Source organism: Flagellimonas spongiicola (genome assembly GCF_023502425.1).
Taxonomy (GTDB): Bacteria; Bacteroidota; Bacteroidia; order Flavobacteriales; family Flavobacteriaceae; genus Flagellimonas; species Flagellimonas spongiicola.
The window spans coordinates 1,263,690-1,288,752 of record NZ_JAMFMA010000001.1 but is presented as its reverse complement, the minus strand read 5'-3'; the positions used below and the strand labels follow the sequence as shown (position 1 = coordinate 1,288,752).

Genomic DNA, 25,063 nt, shown 5'->3' with positions numbered 1-25,063 from the left:
AAAAGCTTAAATTTGAAACCAAGTCATGAAGGCTACCTACAAAAAGTACATCCTCAATTTTAAAAGACCCAGTGGAACTTCACGGGGAGTTATGACCGAAAAGGAAACTTGGTTTTTAATTTTGGAAAACCAAGGGAAACAGGGCATTGGTGAATGCGGTATATTACGTGGACTTAGCGTGGATGACCGCAATGACTATGAGGAAAAGTTGCAATGGCTTTGCCAGAATATCCATTTGGATAAAACGGTGTTACTTCACCATTTAATGGAATTCCCATCGCTTCAATTCGGTTTGGAACAAGCTTTGATTTCTTTAGAAGCGGTGGATACATTCGAGCTATTCCCCTCAAGGTTTACTTCGGAAGAAGCGTCAATAGCCATAAATGGATTGATTTGGATGGGTGATGAAACCTATATGTTGGAACAGTTGCACCAAAAACTGGAGCAAGGGTTTAATTGCATCAAAATGAAAATTGGTGCGATTGAATTTAAAAAGGAAATGGCCATTTTGGAGTTGATTCGCAAAGAATTTTCCAAAGATCAGATTGAATTACGAGTGGATGCAAACGGGGCATTTGATCCCAAAGAAGCCCTGCAAAAACTGGATATGCTTCATTCGTTTCAGTTGCATTCCATTGAACAACCTATAAAAGCAGGACAATGGCAAGAAATGGCCAATATTTGCAACCGCTCTAAATTACCAATAGCACTGGACGAAGAACTGATAGGAATTTTTAATGTAACGGAAAAGGAACAATTGCTACAAACCATAAAACCGCATTTCATTATATTGAAACCAAGTTTGGTTGGAGGATTTATGGGAAGCGAGCAATGGATTGAAATTGCGGAAACAAATGGAATTGGCTGGTGGATTACAAGCGCTTTGGAAAGCAATATAGGTCTTAATGCCATAGCACAGTGGACATACACATTGGAAACAATTATACCACAAGGTTTGGGTACGGGTAGTTTGTTCACCAATAATTTTGAATCTCCTTTGGAGGTGTCCAATGGTAAATTGTTTTACCGGAATCAAAAAGAATGGAAATCTAAATTAATACAAGATTTATGTATATAGAACAAGGGTACAAAGGAGAAATAGGACTCTGGAAATACTTATTTCTTCCCATAGGGTTCATTGGCCTAATGGCCGTTAACTATATTCTAACGATAAACTCGCCGGTGAGTGTTGAGGATGCCATGCACCAACTTATAGAAGAATGGGGTTCCAATCTTGTATTGATTGCCGCATTGATGCCATTGGCTTTTGGATTGTTTGTGGTATTGGGCTGGACTTGGTTGGTACATCAACAGAACATTACGTCTTTGACCACTTCACGAAAAAAGATTGACTGGAAACGTATGCTATTTGCTTTTAGTCTTTGGGGTGGTATTACCATAGCACTGACAGGGTTGGACATATTCCTATCACCAGACGATTATGTGCTTAATTTTGACTTAGGTAAATTCCTAAGCTTAGCGGTAATTGCAATTTTATTGATTCCACTGCAGACCAGTTTTGAAGAATACCTTTTTAGGGGGCATATGATGCAAGGTCTTGGTATTGCCACAAAAACGCGTTGGATTCCTTTAGTAGTCACCTCTGCGCTTTTTGGGTTGATGCATATAGCGAATCCTGAAGTGGAGAAGTTGGGCATGGGAATAATGGTCTATTACATTGGAACAGGATTATTTCTTGGCATACTAACTTTGATGGATGAAGGCTTGGAGCTTGCACTTGGCTTCCATGCTGCGAACAATCTGATAACCGCATTGTTGGTTACAGCAGAATGGACGGCGTTCCAAACTAATTCCATTTATAAGGACATTTCAGAACCTGCAATGGGCTGGGACGTGTTAGTTCCTATCCTTGTGGTGTATCCGGTACTATTGTTTGTCTTTGGAAAGAAATATAGATGGACGAATTGGAAGGATAGATTGTTTGGTCGTGTGACAAGTAAAGAAGAATTTGTTGCCCTTACAGATGAAAACTCCCAAGTGGCGTAACACACATCCCGATTTTAAACTTAACGGCATTCATTATGAATTTAATGAGTTGCCGGAGGTAGGATACAGTCTGATAAAAGAAGGTGTTCCCTTTGAACAGGAAATAGGGGATTTTATTGTCGATTGGTGTTTGGAACAGCCCTATTGTATCGTTAATACTTCAGGTTCTACAGGAACACCCAAAGAAATCCGTCTAGCTAAGGAGCACATGGTCAATTCAGCATTGGCTACTGGAGATTTTTTTCAGTTGGAATCAAAAAACAGGTCACTGTTATGCTTGCCGTGTTCCGGTATTGCGGGAAAGATGATGCTGGTAAGAGCTTTTGTATTAGGATTGGAATTGGACTATGTCCAACCGTCGTCCAGTCCGTTGGAATTATCTGATAAAATCTATGACTTTGTAGCGATGGTTCCTTTGCAAGTGGAAAAATCGGTTCATAAACTGGATAAAATAACCAAGTTGATCATTGGAGGCGCACCGGTTTCTAAAGAACTGAAAATGAAGCTTCAGCCTTCAAAAACCATGGCCTTTGAAACCTATGGTATGACGGAAACCGTCACCCATATCGCCGCAAAACCCTTAAATAATCCTGCGAATAACTTACTTGGCCTCATTGAAAACCAGAATTGGTTTATGGTTTTACCTAAAGTCAATATCAGCCAAGATGAGCGAAACTGTTTGGTCATTGATGCTCCCTCAATTTCCACTCAGGCAATAACCACCAACGATATTGTAGAATTGAAATCTGAAAGCCAGTTTAAATGGAATGGTCGATACGATTTAATAATAAATTCAGGTGGTATTAAATTAATTCCGGAACGCATAGAACGAAAATTAGCTTCAGTTATCCATAAACGTTTCTTTGTTGCTGGTGTCCAAGACGAAACACTGGGACAAAAATTGATTTTGGTGGTAGAAGGAGTTGCAAATGAGCAGCAAACGCTTACAGAAAAGATTACGGCTTTTCAAGAATTGGATAGATACGAGGTGCCTAAAGCGATACTTTTTTGTACTCAATTCGTTGAGACGGCAACAGGGAAAGTAGATCGTAAAGCAACAATTGCACATTTAGATGAAACTAACTCTAAATAGCTTTTTACCCGCATTTTGATATAGCTTACTCAATTTCGATTGAATGGATTCATAAATGGAAATAGGTTTGGAACGTAACCTCAAAACTATGTCAATTATGAGAACTTCAGTTTTATTTTCTATTCTATTCTTTACGGTGTCATCTTTGTCAGCCCAAAAAATCAATATCACTGGAAAAGTTGTTGATGAAACAGAGACTCCTTTACCTGGCGTAATTATTACTGTTGGTGATACTGATAACAGTACCCATACTGATTTTGACGGAAATTATAAGATATCCGCAAAAATTGGTGAAATATTATTTTTCACCTATTTAGGGATGAAAACTGAACGCGTAACGGTAACCGAAAACACCATAATTAATGTCGTTATGAGTGAGGATTCCGAGATGTTGGAAGAAGTTGTTGTTGCTGGGTACAGTGTATCCAAGGCATTAAGTGGCAGAGTTGGTGGTGTGTATGTTGGAAGCAATTACGGTGCGGGTATTTTGACAGCAGGAGAAATCAACGATATTCAAGATTTCCAAGAATGGAGGAAAACCTTAAAGCGAAAGGAATATCAAAAAATTCAAGAGGACTGGGGCTTTTATTTGGAAAACAAATTAGAGGTATCAATAGCAAACAACAAAAATGAACCTTTAGCAAACATAAGTGTTAAGGTTTTCAATGATAATCCGTCATCAAATTCACCTATTATGAAAACTAAGACAGATGCATTTGGTAAGGCGATAATTTTCAAAGATTTACATTCAAGAAAATTGGACGAATACTATTATGTACAAGTACAACATAATAGCAAAATCCATGGTAAAAAAATAAATGCTAATGCTAAGACCGTGGATTTCACATTAAACGAAAAGTCAGTTGCCAAAAATGTTGACATTATGTTTACTATAGATGCTACAGGATCAATGGGTGATGAAATGGATTATTTGAAGGAAGAACTTCGTGATATTATTAATCGTATAGATGATAATATTGGTAGCAAACGAGTTGCATTGACTTTTTATAGAGATGTGAATGATGAATATCTAACTAGGGATTTTGATTTTGATTCTGATATTGAAAAAGTCCAGAGGAACTTAAATCGACAATCTGCAAATGGCGGAGGAGATTATCAGGAAGCAGTAGATGAAGCTTTAAAGGTATCAATGTCAAAATCTTGGGACGTAAACGCTAAAGCAAAACTCCTGTTTTTCTTGTTAGATGCACCTCCCCATCTTACAGAGCAATCGGTTGGGTTGATTCAAAAACAAATTAAAATTGCACAGGAAAAGGGGGTTAAAATAGTTCCTGTAGTGGCAAGTGGGGCGGATAAAACTGTAGAGTTTTTGATGCGATTTTTTAGTGTATCTACGAACGGAACTTACGTTTTCCTTACAGACGACAGTGGAATTGGAAATAAGCATTTAAAACCAACTAAAGAAGATTATTCAGTTGAAAAGTTAAATGATATAATTGTTCGCATAGTTAAAAAGTATGCTAGGGTCTAAAATTCGCCAAATCGTAAAGTGCCTTCGGGCACTTTTTTTTTGTGTCTGAAAAATGTACTTTCAGGCAAACTTAGATTCATGACTAAATTCTACACCTTCCTACTGATCATTTTCATCACATTTACGGCTAATGCGCAGCAAATCCTTCCTGAAGTTGAACGCGCCAGGGTGGTGGATGAGCTATTGGAAGAACGATTTAGTGTCTTGTTGCCAAAACTTATGGATGAGACCGGGATAGACATGTGGATTTTGATATCTCGCGAGTACAACGAAGACCCTGTATTAAAAACGATGCTACCGGCCAAATGGTTAAATGCACGCAGGAGAACCATTTTGTTGTTCTACAGAAATAAGGACAAAGACACTATTGATAGATTGGCTGTTGCGCGTTACAATGTAGGTAAGAGCATAAAATCAGCATGGGATAAGGAAAAAGAACCCGACCAGTGGAAACGATTGATGCAGCTAATTGAAGAACGCAACCCTTCAACTATTGGTTTAAATTTTTCAAAAGATCATAACATTGCCGATGGTTTGGATAAGACGGATTATGATGGTTTTATGGCCAACTTGCCTAAAAATTATCATTCCAAGATTCAATCGGCAGAGCAATTGGCAGTACGATGGATTGAAACCAGGACAGAGCGTGAAATGATCATCTATGATCAATTAGTGGAGGTTACGCATGACATCATTGCTGAAGCATTTTCTGAAAAAGTGATTACACCGGGAATCACCACAACTACTGAGGTAGAGTGGTGGATGCGACAGAAAGTAACGGACTTGGGATTGGAGACATGGTTTCATCCTACAGTTGATGTGCAACGCACGAGCGAGGAGTTAGTGAGCCACTTGTATTCGTTTTCAGGCAGACCGGACGATTTGGTAATCCAACCTGGGGATTTGTTGCATTGTGATTTTGGGATTACCTATCTACGCTTGAACACGGATTGCCAGGAACTGGCCTATGTGCTACGACCTAATGAAACCTCGGCCCCTTCATATTTGGTAAATGCCCTTTATGACGGCAATCGAGTGCAGGATTTTTTGACGAAAAATATGATCACGGGTAGAACTGGAAATGAAATTTTGGCGAAAGCTTTGTCGGATGCTAAGGCAGTTGGCCTCAAACCGGCCATTTATACACATCCTTTGGGTTCCTATGGTCATTCGGCAGGAACAACAATAGGTATGTGGGATGCACAAGATGGTGTCATGAAGGACGATGGAGAGAACTATCCGCTTAATCCTAATACCGTATATGCCATTGAATTGAATACCACGGTCCATATTCCAGAATGGAAGCGGGATATACGTGTTATGTTGGAAGAAGCGGGGTTTTATGGAGAAGACGGTTTTAGATATGTAAATGGTCGTCAAACGGAACTATTGTTGATACCAAGACCAAAACACCATCAAGGAAATTAATGCAATGCCTATCAGGGCGTTATACGGAGAATTGCGGATTTTTTTTTAAATTTAAGCAAGACCTGATACTGATTTGTTAAGGAGTATTGGTTCGAACTTGAAATATAATTTTAAAATCATCAATCAATGAAATCTAATCACTACACTTCGTACATCCTTATTTTCTTTCTGGTTTCTGTCTCGATGACCTTTGGGCAATCAAAACAAATTCAAGGTTTTGTTACCGATGGATTCGAACGACTTACCAATGTTTCGGTGCAAGTTGCCGAAACGGATGCTTCTGCTAAAACAGATGTTAATGGCGTTTATAAAATCAAGGCTGAAGTTGGACAAACATTAGTGTATTCTTATCCTGGAAAGGATAATGTGGAAGTCGTCATTGAAGATGTCACCCAGTTCTTGAATATTGTCCTTTCTGAATATGTGGAGGAATTGGATGAAGTAGTCATCACGCAAACTAAACGAAAAACGCAAAATGAGCTACTACTGGAATACAACACGAACAAGAACTTGGTTAAAACTGCATTTGGTATTCTAGACAAGAACCGGGTAGGTTACTCATTACGAATAATAGACAATAAAGATTTCAATCTGGCTGTCATTGATGTGGTGACGATGATTGAAAACAAAATTCCAGGCGTGCGCGTAGACCGCAGCGACCCAACAAGACCGCTGCTTTACTTGCCAAGACGTTTTAATTCCCTAACAGGATTTCGGCCTGCAGCCTTTGAATTGGATGGTTTTATAATCGCTGATGCGCCTACCTACATTCCCATCGAAACTATAGAGCGAATTGGTATCATAAATTCACCAGTTGCGCTTGCAAAATATGGCACCGTAGCTGCCGGAGGATTAGTGGTTATTAACACAACCATAGCCAATACCAGTCCGCAAAGACCTCCGAAAAAAGACGAAATTGGTCCGGTTGCCTTTCGAGAGCATTACTTGGAAAATCAACATGTGGTGTTAGGATCAAGTTTAGAAACCCCAGTTTATTTAGAGGAAATTGGTAAAGCGCAGAATAGAAAAGAGGCTAGGGGGATTTTTGAAAATTTGGAAACCAATTATAAGAACTCCCCATATTTTTATTTGGATTGTTTCTCCTACTTTTCATCGGAACTAAACGATGATGAACAGGCGCGTAAAATAGGGGATGAGTTATGGACTCGATTCTCAAATGATGCCACAATACTAAAGGCCTTGGCTTATAAAATGGAAGCACAGGGAATGCATAAATCTGCCCTAGAGGTCTACAAAGACGTTTTCCGATTGCGACCTGCATATGTTCAGTCGTACAAGAATTTAGCGAGTAGTTACTACAATATTGGGGATTTTGGAAGGTCTGCAACCATGCATGCACGTTACAGTTACTTGGTGGATCAGGCATTGTTGGGGAAGTCCGATGAATTTATGGATGTAATGAACAACGATTTCAATAATCTACTAGTATTGAACGGTAATCAGGTGGCAAAATATCAGAAGGATATGCCATTTAGTAAGGAAGAATTTGATGGCACAAGACTGGTCTTTGAATGGAATGACGGAGAAGCTGAATTTGATATCCAATTCGTAAACCCAGAACAACGTGAGTTCACTTGGGCGCATTCGTTAAATAAGAACCCAGATAGAATTAAAGAGGAAAAATTAATAGGATATTCGAGTGAAGAGTATCTAATTTACAAGCCAATGAGTGGCACTTGGAAAGTAAACATCAAATATTTGGGCAATAAAAGACTTACCCCGGTTTATTTGAAGACAACAATCTACAAAAACTTCAACACACCCAACCAGTCTAAGGAAATCAAGGTTTTTAAGTTACGTGCCAAGAACGTAAATCAACAACTTTTTGCCCTGAATTAATCAACAGATAATGACCAAAAACAATATTTGTTTATTTGTGGCATTTCTATTTGCGGGAATGTCCACAATTACCGCACAAGCTCCAAAAAAAGTGGCATTGTGCTGGGATGTTTCGCATTCCATGCAGGATAGAAATTTAGAGAAGGAATTTTACTTTTTGGATGCCTACTTTAAAACATTGCAAGATGCCAATGTTGATATATTGACTTTCAGCAACGATGTACAAGAAAAAGAAGGTTTTACAGTGAATTCTGGTAATTGGTCATCTTTAAAGGAAAGATTAAGTAGGGCGGATTATGATGGGGGTACTTCCTATGCTAAATTGGGAAATTATGTGAGCGGTGATGAAGTTTTGATATTTACGGATGGTAACCAAAACTTGGGAACTTCGGCCCCTAGTTTTCAAGGCGAAGTATATATTATCAATAGTAAAAAAGATTTTGATCGTGCCACATTGAACCTTTTGGCCATTGTAAATAATGGTAATTTGGTTAACCTAGCATTAAAGGATACTACTGCATTAAATAAAGTAGCATATTCTGGAACTGTGTACAATGGCACCAGCGGCTTAGCAGATGTATCGGTACATTCCAAAGAAAACCCAGAGAACAAGGTCAAAACAAATACTAACGGTGGTTTTCAGATTGAAGCGGAAAAAGGAGAAACCTTGGTACTTTCCTATGGCAATATCATAAAAGAGCAATTGTTGGGCGATAGTCAAGCATTAAGCTTCACGTTTGATGACTCCGGAATTGTATTGGATGAAGTTGTCGTGACTGAAGAAGTGGAGGTAAAGCCCGAGGAGATTACGACAGCTTTTGGAAAGGAAAACAAGGACAAAGTGGGGTATGCCGTGCAGTCCATTACCGAAGAGGTAATTCCTGATGCAGCTACCGATGGAAACAGAGCAATACAAGGCAAATTTTCGGGTGTCAGATTAGGTCAAAATGACGATTTGAGCCAAATTGTGATGCGGCCAAGCAACTCCATTTTAGGAAGTAATTATGGACTTATTGTCATTGATGGTGTGCCCACAAGAAGAGCAAGTTCCAGTTCGCAAGGATTATTGGATGACCCACCAACAAGAAGCAATGATACTTCAAGATCCAGTAGCCTGTCCAATACTAATTTCATAGATCCAAGAAACATTGCTGAAATAACGGTTTTAAAAGGACTTGCAGCCACTAATCGGTTTGGTAGTATGGGAGCAAACGGGGTGTTATTGATAACCACAAAAACAGCTTTAGTCAAAGGTCCAAATGGTGAAAAAAGAGACTTGGCCCGATTGACCAACAATGTGTACGATGGTAAATTAAAAGTCAATAAAAAAGAATTGGTTACGCCGTATTTAAAGGAACTTAAAAATGGCAAATCCTTAAAGGAAGCATATCAGATTTATTTGAAACAACGGAATAACTATTCGAATTTACCGGAATACCTTGTGGACGTATCCAACTTTTTCCATACCTCCAGTCCAGAACTCGGTATGCGTATTCTATCCAATGTATTGGAAAAATCAAATTCGAGTTATGAGGAGCTAAGAGCTACCTATTTAAAATCTCGTGAAAATGGCAATTATGAAATGGCAGTATTGATAGCCGAACGGATGGTAGCAGAATATGGAAACAAAATCCAATCCTATATGGATTTGGCGTTGGCCCAAAAGGAAAGTGGCAACTACCAAGAAGCCTTAACACTTTCTCATCGCATTGTTGATGGGTCTGCGAATCCGGCCTTGAATTTTATGGGAGTTGAAAAATTAATGGGCACTGAACTCCGCAATTTGGTGAATCAACAAAAGAACAATTTGGACCTATCCAAGGTGGACAATGCCTATCGAAATAATCTTACGTACAATGCGCGTGTGGTCTTGGAATGGAGCAATCCAGATTCTGAATTCGTCGTTCAGTTCGTAAATCCACAAAAACGGTTTTTTAATTGGGAGCATACGGATACTAGTGACAAAAAGCGAATATTGGATGAATTGCAACACGGTTTTAGTAGCGAACAATTTGAGATTGTAGGACCGGATACCGTTGGTGAATGGATTTTAAATGTGACCTACTTGGGCAATAGAACATCAGGGAATAGCATTCCTACTTTTCTAAAATGCACTGTTCAGTATAATTTTGGCAAGCCCAATCAACGCAGTGAGGAGTTTTTGGTACGACTTCATGAGGCGGGCGAAGAACAGCAACTTGCCAAGTTTACGGCTTCATGACTACACCTGTAGAACCCCCATATTGAATTTTTTACTGGATGGATTATGGTTTGCAGCCTCAATTCCCATCGAGATCCATTTTCTTGTATCCTTTGGATCAATAATTGCATCGGTCCATAGTCTGGCAGCTGCGTAGTAAGGTGAAATCTGGTTATCGTATCGTTGTTTGATTTTATCAAAAAGAGCCTTTTCCTTTTCACCATCCAATACTTCTCCATTTTTTTCAAGCGAAGCTTTTTCAATCTGGAGCAATACTTTAGCAGCAGAATTGCCGCTCATTACCGCCAATTCAGCACTTGGCCATGCAACAATCAATCTTGGATCATACGCCTTTCCACACATGGCATAATTACCAGCCCCATAACTATTTCCAATTACCACGGTAAATTTTGGAACCACGGAATTACTGACGGCATTGACCATTTTAGCACCATCTTTAATGATTCCGCCATGTTCACTTTTACTACCAACCATAAATCCAGTCACATCCTGTAGAAACACCAAAGGGATTTTCTTTTGATTGCAATTGGCAATAAAGCGGGTCGCCTTATCCGCAGAATCGGAATAAATGACCCCACCAAACTGCATTTCCCCCTTTTTGGTTTTGACAACCTTTCGCTGATTGGCAACTATACCTACGGCCCATCCATCAATTCTGGCATACCCAGTCAATAAGGACTTGCCATAACCTTCTTTGTATTGTTCAAATTCAGAGTTGTCCACCAACCTTTTGATAATTTCAAGCATATCGTATTGGTCACTTCTGGATTTTGGAAGAATACCGTAAATATCATCAACACTTTCCATGGGTGGCGTACTTTCTACTCGATTGTACCCCGCTTTTTCAAATGCCCCGATTTTAGCAACGATATTCTTGATTTTATCCAAGGCATCCTTATCATCTTTTGCCTTGTAATCCGTAACACCACTTATTTCTGAGTGTGTAGTTGCACCGCCCAGGGTTTCGTTATCAATACTTTCTCCTATTGCCGCCTTCACCAAATAGCTACCTGCTAAGAAGATACTGCCCGTTTTGTCCACAATCAATGCTTCGTCGCTCATGATTGGCAAATATGCTCCTCCAGCCACACAGCTCCCCATCACCGCCGAAATTTGTGTTATGCCCATGCTGCTCATCACCGCATTGTTTCTAAAGATCCTACCAAAATGTTCTTTGTCCGGGAATATTTCATCTTGCATTGGTAAATAAACCCCAGCACTATCCACCAAATAAATAATTGGTAATTTATTTTCTATGGAAATCTCTTGGGCGCGTAGGTTCTTCTTTCCTGTAATTGGGAACCAGGCCCCAGCCTTTACAGTGGCATCATTAGCAACAACAACGCATTGTTTCTCTTGGATATAGCCAATCTTAACTACCACGCCAGCACTTGGACAACCTCCATGTTCCTCATACATTCCATCGCCAGCGAATGCACCAATTTCAATGGAATCGGAATCATCATCCAACAAATAATCGATTCGCTCTCGCGCAGTCATTTTGCCTTTGGCATGATGTTTTTCTATCCGTTTTTTACCGCCCCCAAGCTTAACTTGGGACAATTTTTTACGTAATTCAGAGAGTTTTAATTTATTGTGATCTTCGTTTTTATTGAAGTTTAAATCCATAGTACTTATGCCAATTCTTCTTATGGCTAAAGATAAGGAGTTATAATCATTACTTTTGATTGCATATGAAGTCAAAAATAAAATGGGGCATAATCGGTCCCGGGAATATCGCTCGTAAATTCAGTTCTGATTTACTGTTGATAGCAGATGCCGAAATTACTGCCGTGGCGAGTAGAAGCTTTAAAAAAGCAAGGCAATTTGCGGATGAATATGGTGCCAAACATGCGTTTGACAGTTATGATGCATTATTTGAATCTGGTACTGTGGACATTGTCTATATAGCAACACCCCATAATTTTCATAAGGACTTGAGCATAAAGGCCATGGCCAATGGCTTGCATGTACTTTGTGAGAAGCCTGCAGGAATCAATCAAGCGGAAGTTCAAGAAATGATTGAAGCTGCCAAGGCCCATGACGTATTTTTCATGGAGGGCTTATGGTCCAGGTTCAATCCTACCATTTTAAAGGTCAAAGAACTGCTGGATAAAGGCGAGTTAGGCGCTATTTCGTATCTGCATGCTGATTTTGCATTTTACGGAATGGATAGGGGAGAAGATTCGCGGGTCTTGAATTTGAATTTAGCATCGGGCTCGCTCTTGGATATCGGTATTTATCCTATTTTTTTGGCTTACCTCCTGATGGGTTATCCAGAAGAAATTTTGGCAAAATCAAAATTCCACGACAATGGTACCGAAATCCAGACTTCTATGCTGTTTCAATACAAAAATGCACAAGCTGTATTGTATAGTGGCCTTACCAGCAATTCTAAAATGGAAGCAGAAATTTCCTGTACCAATGGGAATGTTTTCATCCAGCCAAGATGGCATGAAGCACAAGGTTTTACTCTTCAAGTAAAAGATGAAGTGAATTCCTTTGAATTGCCAACTCAGGGAAATGGCTTTGTGTATGAAATTGAACATGTGCACCATTGCTTGTTCAATAATTTGAAAGAGAGCCCATTATGGTCTCACAAAAACAGCATGGATTTGGTGGCGTTGATGGATAAAATTCGCCAAACTACGGGAATCAGCTTTCCTTTTGAGAACTAACTTGAGCAATTCCATTTTGCATTCGTACATTTTTTACGATATTTGAGATTCTACTGAACTAATGATATGGGAATGAACAAAAATACAGTGCTGGCCTGGGCTACTTGGATTATGATTCTAGTAGGTTTGGGCATGATCGCACTAGGGGCTTTTAAATATGATGAAGTGGCAGGTTATGGATTTGCCTCAGTTGGGGTAGGTTTCTTCGCTATCGCATGGGTTTTTAATGCGCTTAAAGGCCGGGTCTAATTTCCGTATTTCACTTTATTAAACATTTACCTAATGTCAGACGATAAGAAGGTTATTTTTTCTATGTCCGGCGTCACTAAGACGTTTAAAACGGCAAACACTCCTGTCCTTAAAAATATTTATCTGAGCTTTTTCTATGGTGCCAAAATAGGCATCTTGGGATTGAATGGTTCAGGAAAATCAACCTTACTGAAAATAATAGCAGGGGTTGATAAGAACTTTCAAGGAGATGTGGTGTTTTCGCCTGGTTATACTGTTGGTTATTTGGAGCAGGAACCACAGTTGGATGAGGAGAAAACAGTCCTTGAGGTGGTCAAGGAAGGGGTGGCAGAAACTGTTGCTATTCTGGATGAGTACAATAAGATCAATGATATGTTCGGCTTGCCCGAAGTTTATGAGGATGCAGATAAGATGCAAAAACTTATGGACAAGCAGGCCGCATTGCAAGATAAAATCGATGCCGCTAATGCTTGGGAGTTAGATACCAAACTGGAGATTGCGATGGATGCATTGCGGACTCCTGAGGGAGATAAGAAAATCGGGGTGCTTTCAGGCGGTGAGCGAAGACGTGTAGCGCTTTGTAGATTGCTACTTCGTGAACCGGATGTTTTATTATTAGATGAACCTACCAACCACTTGGATGCGGAATCGGTTCATTGGTTGGAACACCACTTGGCACAATACAAGGGCACAGTAATTGCTGTTACGCACGACCGTTATTTTTTAGACAATGTTGCGGGATGGATATTGGAATTGGATAGGGGAGAAGGTATACCGTGGAAAGGCAATTATTCGGGATGGTTGGACCAAAAGGCAAAACGCCTGGCACAAGAAAGCAAACAAGCCTCCAAGCGTCAAAAAACGCTGGAACGTGAGCTGGATTGGGTGCGGCAAGGTGCAAAGGGAAGGCAAACCAAACAAAAAGCCCGTTTAAAAAACTACGATAAATTACTTAGCCAAGACCAAAAACAATTGGAGGAGAAATTGGAAATTTATATTCCAAATGGCCCTCGACTTGGAACCAATGTGATTGAAGCCACCGGTGTAAGTAAGGCCTATGGCGATAAATTGTTGTATGAAGATTTGAACTTCAATCTTCCACAAGCAGGAATTGTAGGTATAATTGGTCCAAATGGTGCCGGTAAAACAACAATCTTTAGAATGATCATGGGCCAAGAATCGCCGGATAAGGGCGAGTTCAGTGTAGGTGACACAGCCAAATTAGCCTATGTTGACCAGAGTCATTCTGATATTGACCCAAATAAAACCATCTGGGAAAACTTCAGTGATGGTCAGGAGTTGGTAATGATGGGTGGAAAACAGGTCAACTCCAGGGCATATTTAAGTCGATTCAATTTTTCTGGCAGTGAGCAAAACAAGAAAGTGAACATGCTATCTGGAGGTGAACGGAACCGTTTGCATTTGGCTATGACGCTCAAGGAAGAAGGTAACGTATTGCTTTTGGATGAGCCTACCAACGATTTGGACGTGAATACACTCAGAGCCTTGGAAGAAGGATTAGAGAATTTTGCGGGCTGCGCGGTGATCATTTCCCACGACAGATGGTTCTTAGATAGGATTTGTACACATATCCTTGCTTTTGAAGGCGATTCACAGGTTTATTTCTTTGAAGGTTCGTTTTCCGATTATGAAGAAAATAAAAAGAAACGCCTAGGCACGGATATAATGCCTAAGCGTATCAAATACAAAAAGTTGATTCGTTAAGAACCGACCAACGGATTATTTACGGTCTTCAAGGGATTCTAATCCCTCGTTGAGTATTTTTTTGGCTTTTTCCAGATATGCCTTTTGATGAAACGCTAAACTGTTGGGATCAGTTGATTCATTTGAATCTTGGGCGTTTATGGATTTAGCCAGTGCAATTAATTGGGCAAGTGCTTTTTCAGTGTTGCTCAATTTATCTTGTGCGTGTTTTTCAAATACAGTAATCATTTCCTGCTCAAGCGATGCTTTGTTTTCCTGGGGATCGGCATACGCTTCATGTTCCAATGTAGTATCTGCACTATCTTCTACGACAAAATCAGGAGTTGTACCTAAGGTGCATTCATCCAGCATGGTGATAATCTCATTTATTAATCCTTGAGACCTTTTGGAATAATAACGGCCAGCATCCCAATCAACAGGTTCAATGGCCCTATTCAATGCTTCCATAGCATCCAAACGTTTTTCCACCGTTTTTTCACATCCGCATTCGGCCATAAAACTTTCGGATTTTTCAAGTGCAGTCAGGGCACGCTCAGCATAATACATTTGATGCTCAAAATTCGTGGCAGTCAAAGCCTTTTTGGTATGGCTGAGCCCATAGGTGATTTTTGCATAAAAATTATCGCATTGACTAGCAAAGGAAATGTTCGCTATAACTAAACATAGCAGAACAAACAGGGGGAAGTGCTTGTTGGTCATGGTTAAGTACTGATTTGGGTTGGTACTTGTAGTTTAACGAAAAGAGTCCAATGTTATTTTATGGACTTAAAAATTGTCATTAGGGTACCAATCCAATTGAACTACTTTGATATTCTGATTTTTTTGGTTTACCAACGCTTTAAATTCCTTTACGTTGCTTACATTTGGATTGCCTCTGTAATGATACGGGTAGATTTCTTTTGGCTCAAACTCAAGTATAGCATCTGCTGCGCTGGCTACGTTCATTGTGTAAGGCAGGTTCATACATACAAATGCCTTGTCAATGTTTTTTAGTGCGCGCATCTCTGGAATGTCCTCTGTGTCCCCTGAAAAATAGAGACGTTGTCCGTCTATATTAAGCACATAACCATTTCCTCTTCCTTTTTTATGGAATTTTAAGGCTTCCTCACGTAGATTGTACATTGGAATAGCTTCAACCGTAATACCATACCGTTCTTTTGAATCGCCATTGTTCAACACATCAATTTGTGGTGTAAATTCTGAAGGAATACCATTTGCCACGGCTTGTGGAACCATTATTTTGGCGTTTGCGGTATTAAGTTCTTTTAGTGTATTTACATCAAAATGATCACCATGGATGTCCGTTATTAAAATCAAATCTGGCTCTTTTTGATTAATGAAGGCTTGTTTACCACCTACGGGATCTATATAAATAGTGATATCGTTCCACTCCAACACAGCCGTCGCATGTTCTATTGGAATTATTTTAATGTTTTCTGCATGCTCAACTATAGCATCGGATTTTTCTTGGTTTCTACTCTTTTCCTTACAGCCAAACAGAATCAATAGAATGAAAATTGAAATAGTTGATAATTTTTTCACAAGATTTATTATTTAATAAGCCCTTTAAAATTAGCACATCTGTCTGATTCCCAAATATTTTTTTAGCAATAAATGTCCTAAAGAAATCCAAACGGGAAACTAATGCGTATATAACTCAGAACACAATTGATTAATACACTTAATAGCAAGATCAATTAATTTAAAAGTTATGACGGAAACAAAAAGTAACAACGGATTAAAGGTAATAGCAGGATTGCTTGGGGTAATTCTTTTAGGAACCATCATCTATACAGTTAGCCTTTACCAGGATAAGAAAAAAACCACCAATGCACTTACACAGGAAAAGGAATTGGTTGTTGAGGATTTAAATAACCTTAAATCAGAATATGACAAAGCAATTTTGGAAAGCAATGCAACCAATGAAGAGTTGGTAGCTGCAAGAGACAATATTGCTAAGTATATTGATTCAGTATCTGCTATGAAAGCTGATATTGCTACTTTATCAAGATACAGAAGACAAGTAAGCGTACTTAAGGCTGAAAGAGAAAAACTAATGAAGCAAGTGGATTCTTTGACTACATCCAACACTTTGTTGGCTATGCAGAGAGATAGCACGTTTGTAGAATTGGAAAAGCAAACCGTATTCAACGATTCTTTAGTTGTACAGAATACGCAATTGGCTGATGCCGTTGAAAGAGGCTCTGCTCTAAGTCTTTCTACCTTTACTGTTGATGCGGTAAGAGAAAGAAACAGCGGGAAATTGGTTTCCACTTCCAGAGCTAAAGCTACTGACAAATTTAAAGTATGCTTTACTGTTGCCGACAATGTTATTGCAGAAGCTGGAGATCGTGAGTTCTTTATTGAAGTTTTGGATCCTCAAGGAAATGTTTTGGGAGATAGCTTCTCTAAAGCAAATGATGATGGTGCTTCTATCTCATATAGCAAAGGCACCAACTTCTACTATGAAAACAGTTCCTTGGATGTTTGTGACTTCATCAACAAACCAGCATCCAACTTCCAGAAAGGAAATTATATGGTAAATGTTTATGACGGTAAATTGAAGCTTCTAGGTACTTCCAAGTTTACTTTAAAATAGTATACACTATCCACATTTCATAAAAAAGCCCGATCTGTAATGGATCGGGCTTTTTTCATTGGTCTCAGTTTGATTATTTCAAACTCCCAACCATATCTTCGGGTTTAACCCATTCATCATACTCTTCTGCCGTTACATAACCCAGATTAATCGCTTCTTCACGTAAGGTGGTACCATTTTTATGTGCGGTATTGGCAATTTCAGCGGCCTTGTAATACCCTATTTTAGTATTTAAGGCGGTAACTAACATCAAGGAATTGTTCAATAAGGTTTTAATCACATCGTGGTTAGGTTCAATACCAACAGCACAATTCGCTTCAAAACTAACACAAGCATCTCCAATTAATTGGGCTGATTGTAGAATGTTGGCGGCCATCATTGGTTTGAATACATTTAATTCATAATGTCCTTGTGTTCCTCCAACAGAAACGGCAACATCGTTACCAATTACTTGGGCACATACCATGGTCAGCGCCTCACATTGTGTAGGATTGACTTTTCCAGGCATGATTGAACTTCCTGGCTCATTGGCGGGAATAATGATTTCACCGATTCCTGAACGAGGGCCGGAAGCCATCATTCGTATGTCATTGGCTATTTTATTAAGCGATACCGCCAATTGTTTTAACGCACCATGGCTTTCTACTATAGCGTCATGAGCAGCCAACGCTTCAAATTTATTTTCAGCAGTAATAAATGGTTGACCAGTAAATTGGGCGATGTATTTTGCAACCAAAACATCATAACCATTAGGTGTGTTCAATCCTGTACCAACGGCAGTGCCACCAAGTGCCAATTCACTTAAATGGGGGAGTGTATTTTTCAGGGCCTTCAAACCGTGGTCCAATTGCGATACATATCCGGAAAACTCTTGCCCTAAAGTCAAAGGAGTAGCATCCATTAAATGGGTACGTCCAATTTTTACCACGTCCTTGAATTCCTTGGCTTTCTTATCTAAAGTGTTTCGAAGTTGTTCTACCCCGGGAATGGTAACTTCAACAATTTTTTTATACGCAGCAATATGCATACCTGTTGGGAAGGTATCATTGGAAGACTGACTTTTATTGACATCGTCATTGGGTTGGATGGTTTTTTCACCTTCACCAATGATTTTACCAGCAATCTCATGAGCACGATTGGCCACAACCTCATTCACATTCATGTTACTTTGCGTTCCAGAGCCCGTTTGCCAAATTACCAGTGGAAATTGATCATCATGTTTCCCTTCCAGGATTTCATCACATACTTGCGCAATTAAATCTCTTTTTTCAACGGAAAGAACACCTAATTCATGGTTGGTATATGCGGCGGCCTTTTTTAGATAGGCAAATCCATATACGACTTCCACAGGCATGGAGCCTGGTGCTCCAATTTTAAAATTATTGCGGGAACGCTCGGTTTGCGCGCCCCAATATTTATCCGATGGGACCTTAACTTCCCCCATTGTGTCTTTCTCGATTCTGAAACTCATTGTATTATTTTTAATGATATGCAAATTTAGGGGTTCGTAGGTTTATTTTACATGACATTTACACATTAGAACTTTTTTTGAATGGAGATTTGTTTTTTTTAAGCAAATCAAGGTATCTTTGCCAAACAAAAGCAATAACCATGTTCGAATTTGATCAATATTTAGGATTTCTAGCATTTTTAACCATCTTGACCATTGGATTTTGGTTGATGATATTTTTATTGACTTTTGTTGTCCCTTATTGGTTAATAGGTAACCTTAAGGAAATGTTTCAAGAAAGACGTGAAGCCAGAAAGGCGAAACGAAACGAATAGATAAAGAAAAAGCCCCATATTGGGGCTTTTTTATTCCTTGTTCTTTTTCTTCTTTTTCTTTTTCTTCTTTTTGGAAGCCTTGAACTTGTTTTCCTGCAAAACCAGATAAGCTTGGTATTTCTCCTCGGGTAAACCGGCCTTTAATTCAGCATCTTGCCTTTCCCTGATTTTTTCAATCTCCTCCTTCATCTTTTGTGGCTCCAACTCCAAAATTTGCAACTCTATGCTCTGTTGTATGGATTTTGTCAAGACAGTACGAACCACTGCCTGCTCAAATGGATCTAAACCCAGTTCTTCTGTAATCGTCGGCATTTCCAAATCCACAATTTCATCCGCGGTAAGTGGCTCAGCTTTCTTAGGTTCTTCTGGGCCTTGCGGGATTATGCTTCGTTGCCTTCCATAACCATATCTATTGCCGTAACCATAACGGTTACCATAGCCATATTGTGCAAATAGATCATTTACGCACAAGAGGCAAAGCAAAGTGGCCAGTAAATAAATGGTTTGTGTTTTTTTCATGGGTATTGGTTCTTTTCTTTGGTACTGTACCTCAATTCTTTATCTAATCCAGCAAGATACTGATTTTATCTGCAGGTCTTCCAACAACAGCTTTATTCTCCTTTACAATTATAGGACGTTCTATCAGCTTTGGATTTTGGACCATGGCTTCAATAATTTCAGCATCAGACAAGCTTTTGCCTTTATACTGTTCTTTCCAAATAGTTTCATTTTTTCGAACTAACTCCTCAGGGGAAATTCCTAGATAACCGATTAAGGTGGTAAGTTCTTCTTTTGTTGGTACCTCTTCCAAATACCGTACCATTTCAAATTCGGCACCTGATTTTTCCAGATATTCCAGACCTTCTCTAGATTTTCTACATCTTGGGTTATGATAGATTTTTATCATCTTCTTTTTTATTGCTTTTAAGGGTTACCTAAACTAGGTTATTTTAATGCTCTTCCTTTTGTCCCATCATCATTAGAAAGGCTTTTAAAAACGGATTGATTTCACCATCCATTACGGCATCAACGTTACCTGTTTCCTCACTTGTCCGTACATCCTTTACCAATTTATAGGGATGCATCACATAATTTCGAATTTGGGAACCCCATTCAATTTTCATTTTTGAAGATTCTATCTCCGCACGTGCTTCCTGCTTTTTGCGAAGCTCAATTTCATAAAGTTGGGATTTCAACATTTTCATCGCCGTGGCACGGTTGTCGTGCTGGGATCTTGAATCCGAGCAGGATATTTGGATGCCAGTTGGTTTATGTACCAGCTGAACCTTGGTCTCAACCTTGTTTACATTTTGCCCGCCTGCTCCACTAGATCGCGCCGTAGTGATTTCAATATCCGATGGATTTACGTCTATTTCTATCGTATCATCAACCAAAGGATACACATAAACAGAGGCAAATGAAGTGTGTCTTTTTGCATTACTGTCAAAAGGGGATATGCGAACCAAGCGATGTACCCCATTTTCACCTTTTAACCAACCAAAGGCAAATTCTCCGTCAATTTGTAGGGTAACTGTTTTAATACCAGCTACGTCGCCTTCCTGATAATTCAGCTCTTTTACTTTATACCCGTTTTTTTCACACCACATCAAATACATCCGCATCAACATAGAAGCCCAGTCACAGCTTTCTGTACCCCCTGCACCAGCTGTGATCTGCAATACAGCGGTCAGCTCATCTCCTTCCTCGGATAACATATTTTTGAACTCCAGGTTTTCTATAAGCTCAAGTGTTTTTTCAAAATGGGATTCCAATTCTCCCTCTTCGACTTCGCCGGCCTGCTGGAACTCCATCAAAACCTCCAAGTCCCCAACTAGAGAATCAGCAGTGTTGTAATCTTCAACCCACTTTTTCTTCGATTTTAAGGCTTGCATCTGTATTTGTGCTTCCTGAGGGTTATCCCAGAAGCCGGGAGCTGCAGTTTTCTCCTCCTCGTTTTCTATTTCAATAAGTTTGGCATCAATGTCAAAGATACCTCCTTAACGCACCAAGGCGTTCAATAAGATCCTTATGCTGATCTGTAGTAACCATAGAAAATATTTCAGGCAAATTTAAACTTTCAGTGCAGTCAAGCAACGAAATTTATATAATTTTAGCTAGAACTATATTTAGATATGAAAAATTACTTTTTAGCCCTCCTAACAACACTCGTTTGTAGTCCATTCGTTTTAGCTCAGGACTTTGATAAAACGAAGGATTTTCAAAAATTCAGTGGATATTTCAATTTCTATTATGATGACACATCGGATAAGATATATCTGCAGGTTGATGAACTGAACAAGGAGTTTCTATACGTCTATTCCCTAAGCAGCGGAATAGGAAGCAATGATATTGGATTGGATCGTGGTCAATTGGGCAATGAACAAGTAGTCTTTTTTGAAAAAGCTGGGAATAAACTACTCCTGATACAGCCCAATATGACATTTAGGGCGCTTACGGATAATGATTTGGAGCGTAAATCCGTGGAACAGGCATTTGCAAGGTCCGTGCTTCATGGATTTAAGATAGAAGAGGAATCCAAAGGGAGTTACCTAATTGATTTGACGGACTTTTTGATGCGTGATGCACATGGCGTTAGTACACGCCTGAAAAGAACAAAGCAAGGGTCTTATGCTTTAGATAAGTCCAAAAGTGCATTGGCTTTTGAAAGGACAAAGGCGTTTCCAAAAAATGTGGAGTTTGATATTACCTTGACATTTAAAGGAAATCCTGAGGGTGATTATATTCGTTCTGTTACTCCAAACCCTGGATTGGTTACAGTAGCACAACATCATTCATTGATTGAGCTTCCTGATGACGATTATGAAAAAAGAGTGTATGACCCTCGAAGTGGATCCTATCCTTTTTCCTATTATGATTATGCAACCCCGGTTCAGGAATCCATTCTTAAACGTTATGTTACGCGTCATAGATTGGAAAAGAAGAATCCTAACGCAGCTGTTAGCGAAGCAGTTGAACCTATTGTGTATTATCTAGATAACGGAACTCCGGAACCTGTACGCTCAGCGCTTCTGGTAGGTGGTAGATGGTGGAACCAGGCTTTTGAAGCAATAGGGTATAAGGATGCCTTTCAATTGAAAATATTGCCTGATGATGCTGATCCGTTAGATGTGCGATACAATGTGATTCAATGGGTGCATCGTTCCACTAGAGGTTGGAGCTACGGTAGCAGTGTGACCGATCCTCGCACAGGAGAGATTATTAAGGGGCATGTAAGTTTAGGCAGTCTTAGAATCAGGCAAGACTTTTTGATAGCGCAAGCTTTAATGAACAAACCTTTTGCAGAGCGAGATGATAATTACGAGCCCATGTTGGAAATGGCTTTGGCTAGAATTCGACAACTTTCGGCTCATGAAATAGGACACACCTTGGGTTTTGCGCATAATTTCGCTGCCAGTACCAACAATCGTGCATCAGTGATGGATTATCCCCATCCTCAGTTTAAATTAAACGATGGAGTTATTGATTTTTCAAATGCTTATGCCACTGGAATAGGGGATTGGGACAAGGTAACGGTTGCTTATTCGTATTCCCATTTTCCAAATGGAACCGACGAGAAAGAGGGACTTAATGCAATATTGAAGAAAGCGCAGGACGATGGACTTAGGTATATATCGGATCAAGATGCCAGGCCACGTGGAGGCGCCCATGCATTGGCACATTTATGGGATAATGGCAGAAATGCGTCTCAGGAACTTAATGATGTGATGGCAATTCGTAATACGGCCATAGCCAATTTTTCAATAGACAACATACGTACAGGTGAACCAAATTCTGTTTTGGAAGACGTCTTCGCTCCTTTGTATTTTTTCCATAGATATCAGACCGAAGCGGTATCCAAATTGATAGGCGGATTGGATTACAATTATTCAGTTAAAGGAGATGGACAGCGAACAGTTTACCCAATAAGTGTTGCTAGCCAAGAAAACGCTTTGAAAACAATATTACGAACATTAAATGCCAGCGAAATTGCAATACCCCAAGAAAAACTGGCACTGTTCCCACCTAGAGCCATTGGCTACGGAAAGACTCGGGAATCCTTTAAAGGAAGAACTGGAGTAAGTTTTGATGCCCTGTCCGCGTCAGAAACTGCGGCCGACATGACTTTAGGACTAGTATTGCATCCGGAACGTGCTTCAAGATTGATCCAACAAAAAAGTTTGGATACCGATCAACTTGGATTGGCTGAAGTTTTGGAAACACTTGTTAAAGGCACATTTGATGAAACACATCGGGATACCTATCTACAGGAAGTGCAACAAACCATAAATTTTAGGGTGCTTTATCATATGATGAACCTAGCTGCCCACAAAAATGTGCATCCACAGGTAAATGCCATCGCCAATACTGCGTTGCGGAATTTGCGCTCCGACTTGTTAAGTTCGGATAAAAATGCGGTTTCAGCGGAATTGGTAAGACGAATTGATGCTTTCACGAATGCTCCAAACAAGTTTAAAGTGATTCCCGTACCAAAAATACCAGATGGATCTCCTATCGGTATGGACTGTATGCACTAAAATCCGGAATTTATGGAAATCAATTTGATCAGTGATACGGTCACCAAACCAACGCCAGAAATGTTGGAGGTTATGATGCATGCCGAAGTAGGCGATGACGTGTTTAAAAATGACCCCAGCGTGAATGCCCTAGAAGAAAAAGTAGCATCATACTTCGGTATGGAAGCCGCTTTGTTTTTTCCAAGTGGTTCCATGGCAAATCAAACGGCAATAAAACTACATACACAGCCAGGAGAGCAATTGATCTGTGACAAATATGCCCATGTTTTCAATTATGAAGGTGGTGGGGCGAGTTTCAATAGTGGAGTTTCCTGCAGACTGGTTGATGGTAATAGAGGAATGATGACAGCTGCACAAGTGGCCGCTTCAATTAATCCACCGGATTTTTACCATAGCCCATTAACCTCTTTGGTATGTATTGAAAACACCACCAACAAAGGTGGAGGTGCTTGTTGGGACTTTAAGGAATTGGAAAAAATCCAGCAAGTTTGTGCAAGCAATGACTTAGCGTATCATTTGGATGGTGCTCGCCTTTGGAACGCGCTTGTTACCAAAGCAGAAGATCCAAAAAAATATGGTAACCTTTTTGATACGATAAGTGTCTGTTTCAGTAAGGGACTTGGCTGTCCGGTAGGTTCTGTTTTAGTAGGTAGCTCTGCACTTATGGATAGTGCTCTGAGAATTCGAAAAATTCTAGGTGGCGGAATGCGACAGTCTGGATTTTTGGCCGCTGCAGCCTCTTATGCATTGGATCATCATGTGGAACGTTTAGCAGAAGACCACAGAAAAGCAGCCGAAATCGGCAAAGTATTGGAAACACTTGATTTTGTCGCAAAAGTGGAACCCATAGAAACCAATATCATCATTTTTGAACTAGATGAAGCCAAAATGAGTTCTGAGGTGTTTCTTCAAAAATTGACGGAAAACAAAATATCCATAATTGGTATGGGTCAAGGAAAACTACGCATAGTTACCCATCTGGACTATACAGAGGAAATGCATGGGCATTTCCTTGAAGTTATCAAGCGTATAGGTGATTGATTACTTAAAAAAGGAATCCATGCCAGGTATGTTGGGCATTCCATCTTTTGCCACCGCCGCCAACTCGGTTTCATTGACATTTGTAGCTTTTTCAATGGCTTTGTTCAGTGTAAGTACAAGATAATCCTCTAATTGTTCCTTGTCCTGAAGAAGTGTTTCATCCATTTCAATGGATTTAATTTCCCGATTGGCCGTGATAGTAATTTTCAGTTTACCATCGGAAGATTGCTCATCTATCAATACACTATTTAGCCTTTCCTTGGTCTGTTTTACCTTTTCTTGGGTCTCTTTGAGCTTGCCCATCATGCCCATTATATCTCCAAACATATACTTGTACTGCTTTTAAAGCG

22 protein-coding genes are annotated in these 25,063 nt (G+C 39.7%); 14 read left to right on the top strand and 8 right to left on the bottom strand.

Features of this window, described 5'->3' with window-relative positions:
- Positions 1–25 precede the first annotated feature (25 nt).
- The 7 genes from M3P19_RS06030 (at position 26) to M3P19_RS06000 (ending at position 10,101) form a co-directional block, all read left to right on the top strand.
- Positions 26–1,078, top strand: coding sequence for an o-succinylbenzoate synthase (locus tag M3P19_RS06030; protein ID WP_249656733.1), 1,053 nt, complete (start codon positions 26–28; stop codon positions 1,076–1,078).
- On the top strand, positions 1,069–2,007 hold the full coding sequence (locus M3P19_RS06025; protein ID WP_249656732.1) for a CPBP family intramembrane glutamic endopeptidase: 939 nt from the start codon (positions 1,069–1,071) through the stop codon (positions 2,005–2,007). The genes M3P19_RS06030 and M3P19_RS06025 overlap by 10 nt, the downstream gene beginning before the upstream one ends.
- Positions 1,985–3,100: an AMP-binding protein gene (locus M3P19_RS06020; RefSeq protein ID WP_249656731.1), complete on the top strand. Its 1,116-nt coding sequence runs from the start codon at positions 1,985–1,987 to the stop codon at positions 3,098–3,100. Before M3P19_RS06025 ends, M3P19_RS06020 begins: the two co-directional genes overlap by 23 nt.
- 55 nt (positions 3,101–3,155) lie before the next feature.
- Positions 3,156–4,592, top strand: a complete 1,437-nt coding sequence (locus M3P19_RS06015; RefSeq protein WP_249656730.1) for a vWA domain-containing protein — start codon at positions 3,156–3,158, stop codon at positions 4,590–4,592.
- A gap of 78 nt (positions 4,593–4,670) precedes the next feature.
- Complete coding sequence (locus M3P19_RS06010) at positions 4,671–6,020, top strand: M24 family metallopeptidase (RefSeq protein ID WP_249656729.1); 1,350 nt, start codon at positions 4,671–4,673, stop codon at positions 6,018–6,020.
- 126 nt (positions 6,021–6,146) lie between these two features.
- Positions 6,147–7,880 carry a carboxypeptidase-like regulatory domain-containing protein gene (locus M3P19_RS16980; RefSeq protein WP_249656728.1) on the top strand — a complete coding sequence of 578 codons (1,734 nt, stop codon included), beginning with the start codon at positions 6,147–6,149 and terminating at the stop codon, positions 7,878–7,880.
- Between the two features lie 10 nt (positions 7,881–7,890).
- Positions 7,891–10,101, top strand: a complete 2,211-nt coding sequence (locus tag M3P19_RS06000) for a TonB-dependent receptor plug domain-containing protein (protein ID WP_249656727.1) — start codon at positions 7,891–7,893, stop codon at positions 10,099–10,101.
- On the opposite strand, the gene M3P19_RS05995 is transcribed toward M3P19_RS06000, so the two are convergent.
- Positions 10,102–11,730, bottom strand: a complete 1,629-nt coding sequence (locus M3P19_RS05995) for an acyl-CoA carboxylase subunit beta (protein WP_249656726.1) — start codon at positions 11,728–11,730, stop codon at positions 10,102–10,104.
- A 65-nt stretch (positions 11,731–11,795) separates the two neighbouring features.
- Here M3P19_RS05995 and M3P19_RS05990 point away from each other — a divergent pair, with 65 nt between their 5' ends.
- The 3 genes from M3P19_RS05990 to ettA all read left to right on the top strand — a co-directional run bounded on the left by M3P19_RS05990 (position 11,796) and on the right by ettA (position 14,753).
- A complete protein-coding gene (locus tag M3P19_RS05990; RefSeq protein WP_249656725.1) occupies positions 11,796–12,779 on the top strand; it encodes a Gfo/Idh/MocA family protein in 984 nt (327 codons plus the stop codon).
- A gap of 72 nt (positions 12,780–12,851) precedes the next feature.
- On the top strand, positions 12,852–13,028 hold the full coding sequence (locus tag M3P19_RS05985) for a CAL67264 family membrane protein (RefSeq protein ID WP_249656724.1): 177 nt from the start codon (positions 12,852–12,854) through the stop codon (positions 13,026–13,028).
- A 33-nt stretch (positions 13,029–13,061) separates the two neighbouring features.
- Positions 13,062–14,753 carry an energy-dependent translational throttle protein EttA gene (gene ettA, locus M3P19_RS05980; RefSeq protein ID WP_249656723.1) on the top strand — a complete coding sequence of 564 codons (1,692 nt, stop codon included), beginning with the start codon at positions 13,062–13,064 and terminating at the stop codon, positions 14,751–14,753.
- A gap of 15 nt (positions 14,754–14,768) precedes the next feature.
- Here the strand turns inward: ettA and M3P19_RS05975 are convergent, their stop codons facing one another.
- Positions 14,769–15,452: a hypothetical protein gene (locus tag M3P19_RS05975; RefSeq protein ID WP_249656722.1), complete on the bottom strand. Its 684-nt coding sequence runs from the start codon at positions 15,450–15,452 to the stop codon at positions 14,769–14,771.
- 66 nt (positions 15,453–15,518) lie between these two features.
- A complete protein-coding gene (locus M3P19_RS05970; RefSeq protein WP_249656721.1) occupies positions 15,519–16,295 on the bottom strand; it encodes an MBL fold metallo-hydrolase in 777 nt (258 codons plus the stop codon).
- Between the two features lie 169 nt (positions 16,296–16,464).
- Between M3P19_RS05970 and M3P19_RS05965 the strand changes: the two genes are divergently transcribed.
- Positions 16,465–17,352: a hypothetical protein gene (locus M3P19_RS05965; protein ID WP_249656720.1), complete on the top strand. Its 888-nt coding sequence runs from the start codon at positions 16,465–16,467 to the stop codon at positions 17,350–17,352.
- A 73-nt stretch (positions 17,353–17,425) separates the two neighbouring features.
- Here the strand turns inward: M3P19_RS05965 and fumC are convergent, their stop codons facing one another.
- Entirely contained in the window at positions 17,426–18,823 is a 1,398-nt protein-coding gene (gene fumC / locus M3P19_RS05960; protein ID WP_249656719.1) for a class II fumarate hydratase, read from the bottom strand.
- A gap of 140 nt (positions 18,824–18,963) precedes the next feature.
- On the opposite strand from fumC, the gene M3P19_RS05955 reads away from it, so the two are divergent.
- Positions 18,964–19,137, top strand: coding sequence for a hypothetical protein (locus M3P19_RS05955; protein ID WP_249656718.1), 174 nt, complete (start codon positions 18,964–18,966; stop codon positions 19,135–19,137).
- A 30-nt stretch (positions 19,138–19,167) separates the two neighbouring features.
- Here the strand turns inward: M3P19_RS05955 and M3P19_RS05950 are convergent, their stop codons facing one another.
- The 3 genes from M3P19_RS05950 to prfB form a co-directional block, all read right to left on the bottom strand.
- Positions 19,168–19,656: a hypothetical protein gene (locus M3P19_RS05950; RefSeq protein ID WP_249656717.1), complete on the bottom strand. Its 489-nt coding sequence runs from the start codon at positions 19,654–19,656 to the stop codon at positions 19,168–19,170.
- A gap of 43 nt (positions 19,657–19,699) precedes the next feature.
- Positions 19,700–20,044, bottom strand: coding sequence for an arsenate reductase (glutaredoxin) (gene arsC, locus M3P19_RS05945; protein ID WP_249656716.1), 345 nt, complete (start codon positions 20,042–20,044; stop codon positions 19,700–19,702).
- 43 nt (positions 20,045–20,087) lie between these two features.
- Positions 20,088–21,186, bottom strand: a protein-coding gene (prfB, locus tag M3P19_RS05940) for a peptide chain release factor 2 (RefSeq protein ID WP_249656715.1) whose coding sequence is annotated in 2 segments (ribosomal slippage) — positions 20,088–21,122 and positions 21,124–21,186 — 1,098 coding nt in all. Because the reading frame shifts where the segments join, the coding sequence is not laid out codon by codon here.
- A gap of 83 nt (positions 21,187–21,269) precedes the next feature.
- Between prfB and M3P19_RS05935 the strand changes: the two genes are divergently transcribed.
- Together M3P19_RS05935 and M3P19_RS05930 are read left to right on the top strand one after the other, a co-directional pair.
- Positions 21,270–23,672 (top strand): zinc-dependent metalloprotease, encoded by a 2,403-nt coding sequence (locus tag M3P19_RS05935; protein WP_249656714.1) that lies wholly within the window; start codon positions 21,270–21,272, stop codon positions 23,670–23,672.
- A 12-nt stretch (positions 23,673–23,684) separates the two neighbouring features.
- Entirely contained in the window at positions 23,685–24,713 is a 1,029-nt protein-coding gene (locus M3P19_RS05930) for a threonine aldolase family protein (RefSeq protein ID WP_249656713.1), read from the top strand.
- Here M3P19_RS05930 and M3P19_RS05925 read toward each other — a convergent pair whose 3' ends face one another.
- Complete coding sequence (locus tag M3P19_RS05925) at positions 24,714–25,040, bottom strand: YbaB/EbfC family nucleoid-associated protein (protein WP_249656712.1); 327 nt, start codon at positions 25,038–25,040, stop codon at positions 24,714–24,716.
- Positions 25,041–25,063: the final 23 nt, after the last annotated feature.

Excerpts from the sequence above, each read along its gene's own strand:
- M3P19_RS06030 (WP_249656733.1), top strand. The coding sequence starts at position 26 with ATGAAGGCTACCTACAAAAAGTACATCCTCAATTTTAAAAGACCCAGT.
- M3P19_RS06025 (WP_249656732.1), top strand. The coding sequence starts at position 1,069 with ATGTATATAGAACAAGGGTACAAAGGAGAAATAGGACTCTGGAAATAC.
- M3P19_RS06020 (WP_249656731.1), top strand. The coding sequence starts at position 1,985 with ATGAAAACTCCCAAGTGGCGTAACACACATCCCGATTTTAAACTTAAC.
- M3P19_RS06015 (WP_249656730.1), top strand. The coding sequence starts at position 3,156 with ATGGAAATAGGTTTGGAACGTAACCTCAAAACTATGTCAATTATGAGA.
- M3P19_RS06010 (WP_249656729.1), top strand. The coding sequence starts at position 4,671 with ATGACTAAATTCTACACCTTCCTACTGATCATTTTCATCACATTTACG.
- M3P19_RS16980 (WP_249656728.1), top strand. The coding sequence starts at position 6,147 with ATGAAATCTAATCACTACACTTCGTACATCCTTATTTTCTTTCTGGTT.
- M3P19_RS06000 (WP_249656727.1), top strand. The coding sequence starts at position 7,891 with ATGACCAAAAACAATATTTGTTTATTTGTGGCATTTCTATTTGCGGGA.
- M3P19_RS05995 (WP_249656726.1), bottom strand. The coding sequence starts at position 11,730 with ATGGATTTAAACTTCAATAAAAACGAAGATCACAATAAATTAAAACTC.
- M3P19_RS05990 (WP_249656725.1), top strand. The coding sequence starts at position 11,796 with ATGAAGTCAAAAATAAAATGGGGCATAATCGGTCCCGGGAATATCGCT.
- M3P19_RS05985 (WP_249656724.1), top strand. The coding sequence starts at position 12,852 with ATGAACAAAAATACAGTGCTGGCCTGGGCTACTTGGATTATGATTCTA.
- ettA (WP_249656723.1), top strand. The coding sequence starts at position 13,062 with ATGTCAGACGATAAGAAGGTTATTTTTTCTATGTCCGGCGTCACTAAG.
- M3P19_RS05975 (WP_249656722.1), bottom strand. The coding sequence starts at position 15,452 with ATGACCAACAAGCACTTCCCCCTGTTTGTTCTGCTATGTTTAGTTATA.
- M3P19_RS05965 (WP_249656720.1), top strand. The coding sequence starts at position 16,465 with ATGACGGAAACAAAAAGTAACAACGGATTAAAGGTAATAGCAGGATTG.
- fumC (WP_249656719.1), bottom strand. The coding sequence starts at position 18,823 with ATGAGTTTCAGAATCGAGAAAGACACAATGGGGGAAGTTAAGGTCCCA.
- M3P19_RS05955 (WP_249656718.1), top strand. The coding sequence starts at position 18,964 with ATGTTCGAATTTGATCAATATTTAGGATTTCTAGCATTTTTAACCATC.
- M3P19_RS05950 (WP_249656717.1), bottom strand. The coding sequence starts at position 19,656 with ATGAAAAAAACACAAACCATTTATTTACTGGCCACTTTGCTTTGCCTC.
- arsC (WP_249656716.1), bottom strand. The coding sequence starts at position 20,044 with ATGATAAAAATCTATCATAACCCAAGATGTAGAAAATCTAGAGAAGGT.
- M3P19_RS05935 (WP_249656714.1), top strand. The coding sequence starts at position 21,270 with ATGAAAAATTACTTTTTAGCCCTCCTAACAACACTCGTTTGTAGTCCA.
- M3P19_RS05930 (WP_249656713.1), top strand. The coding sequence starts at position 23,685 with ATGGAAATCAATTTGATCAGTGATACGGTCACCAAACCAACGCCAGAA.
- M3P19_RS05925 (WP_249656712.1), bottom strand. The coding sequence starts at position 25,040 with ATGTTTGGAGATATAATGGGCATGATGGGCAAGCTCAAAGAGACCCAA.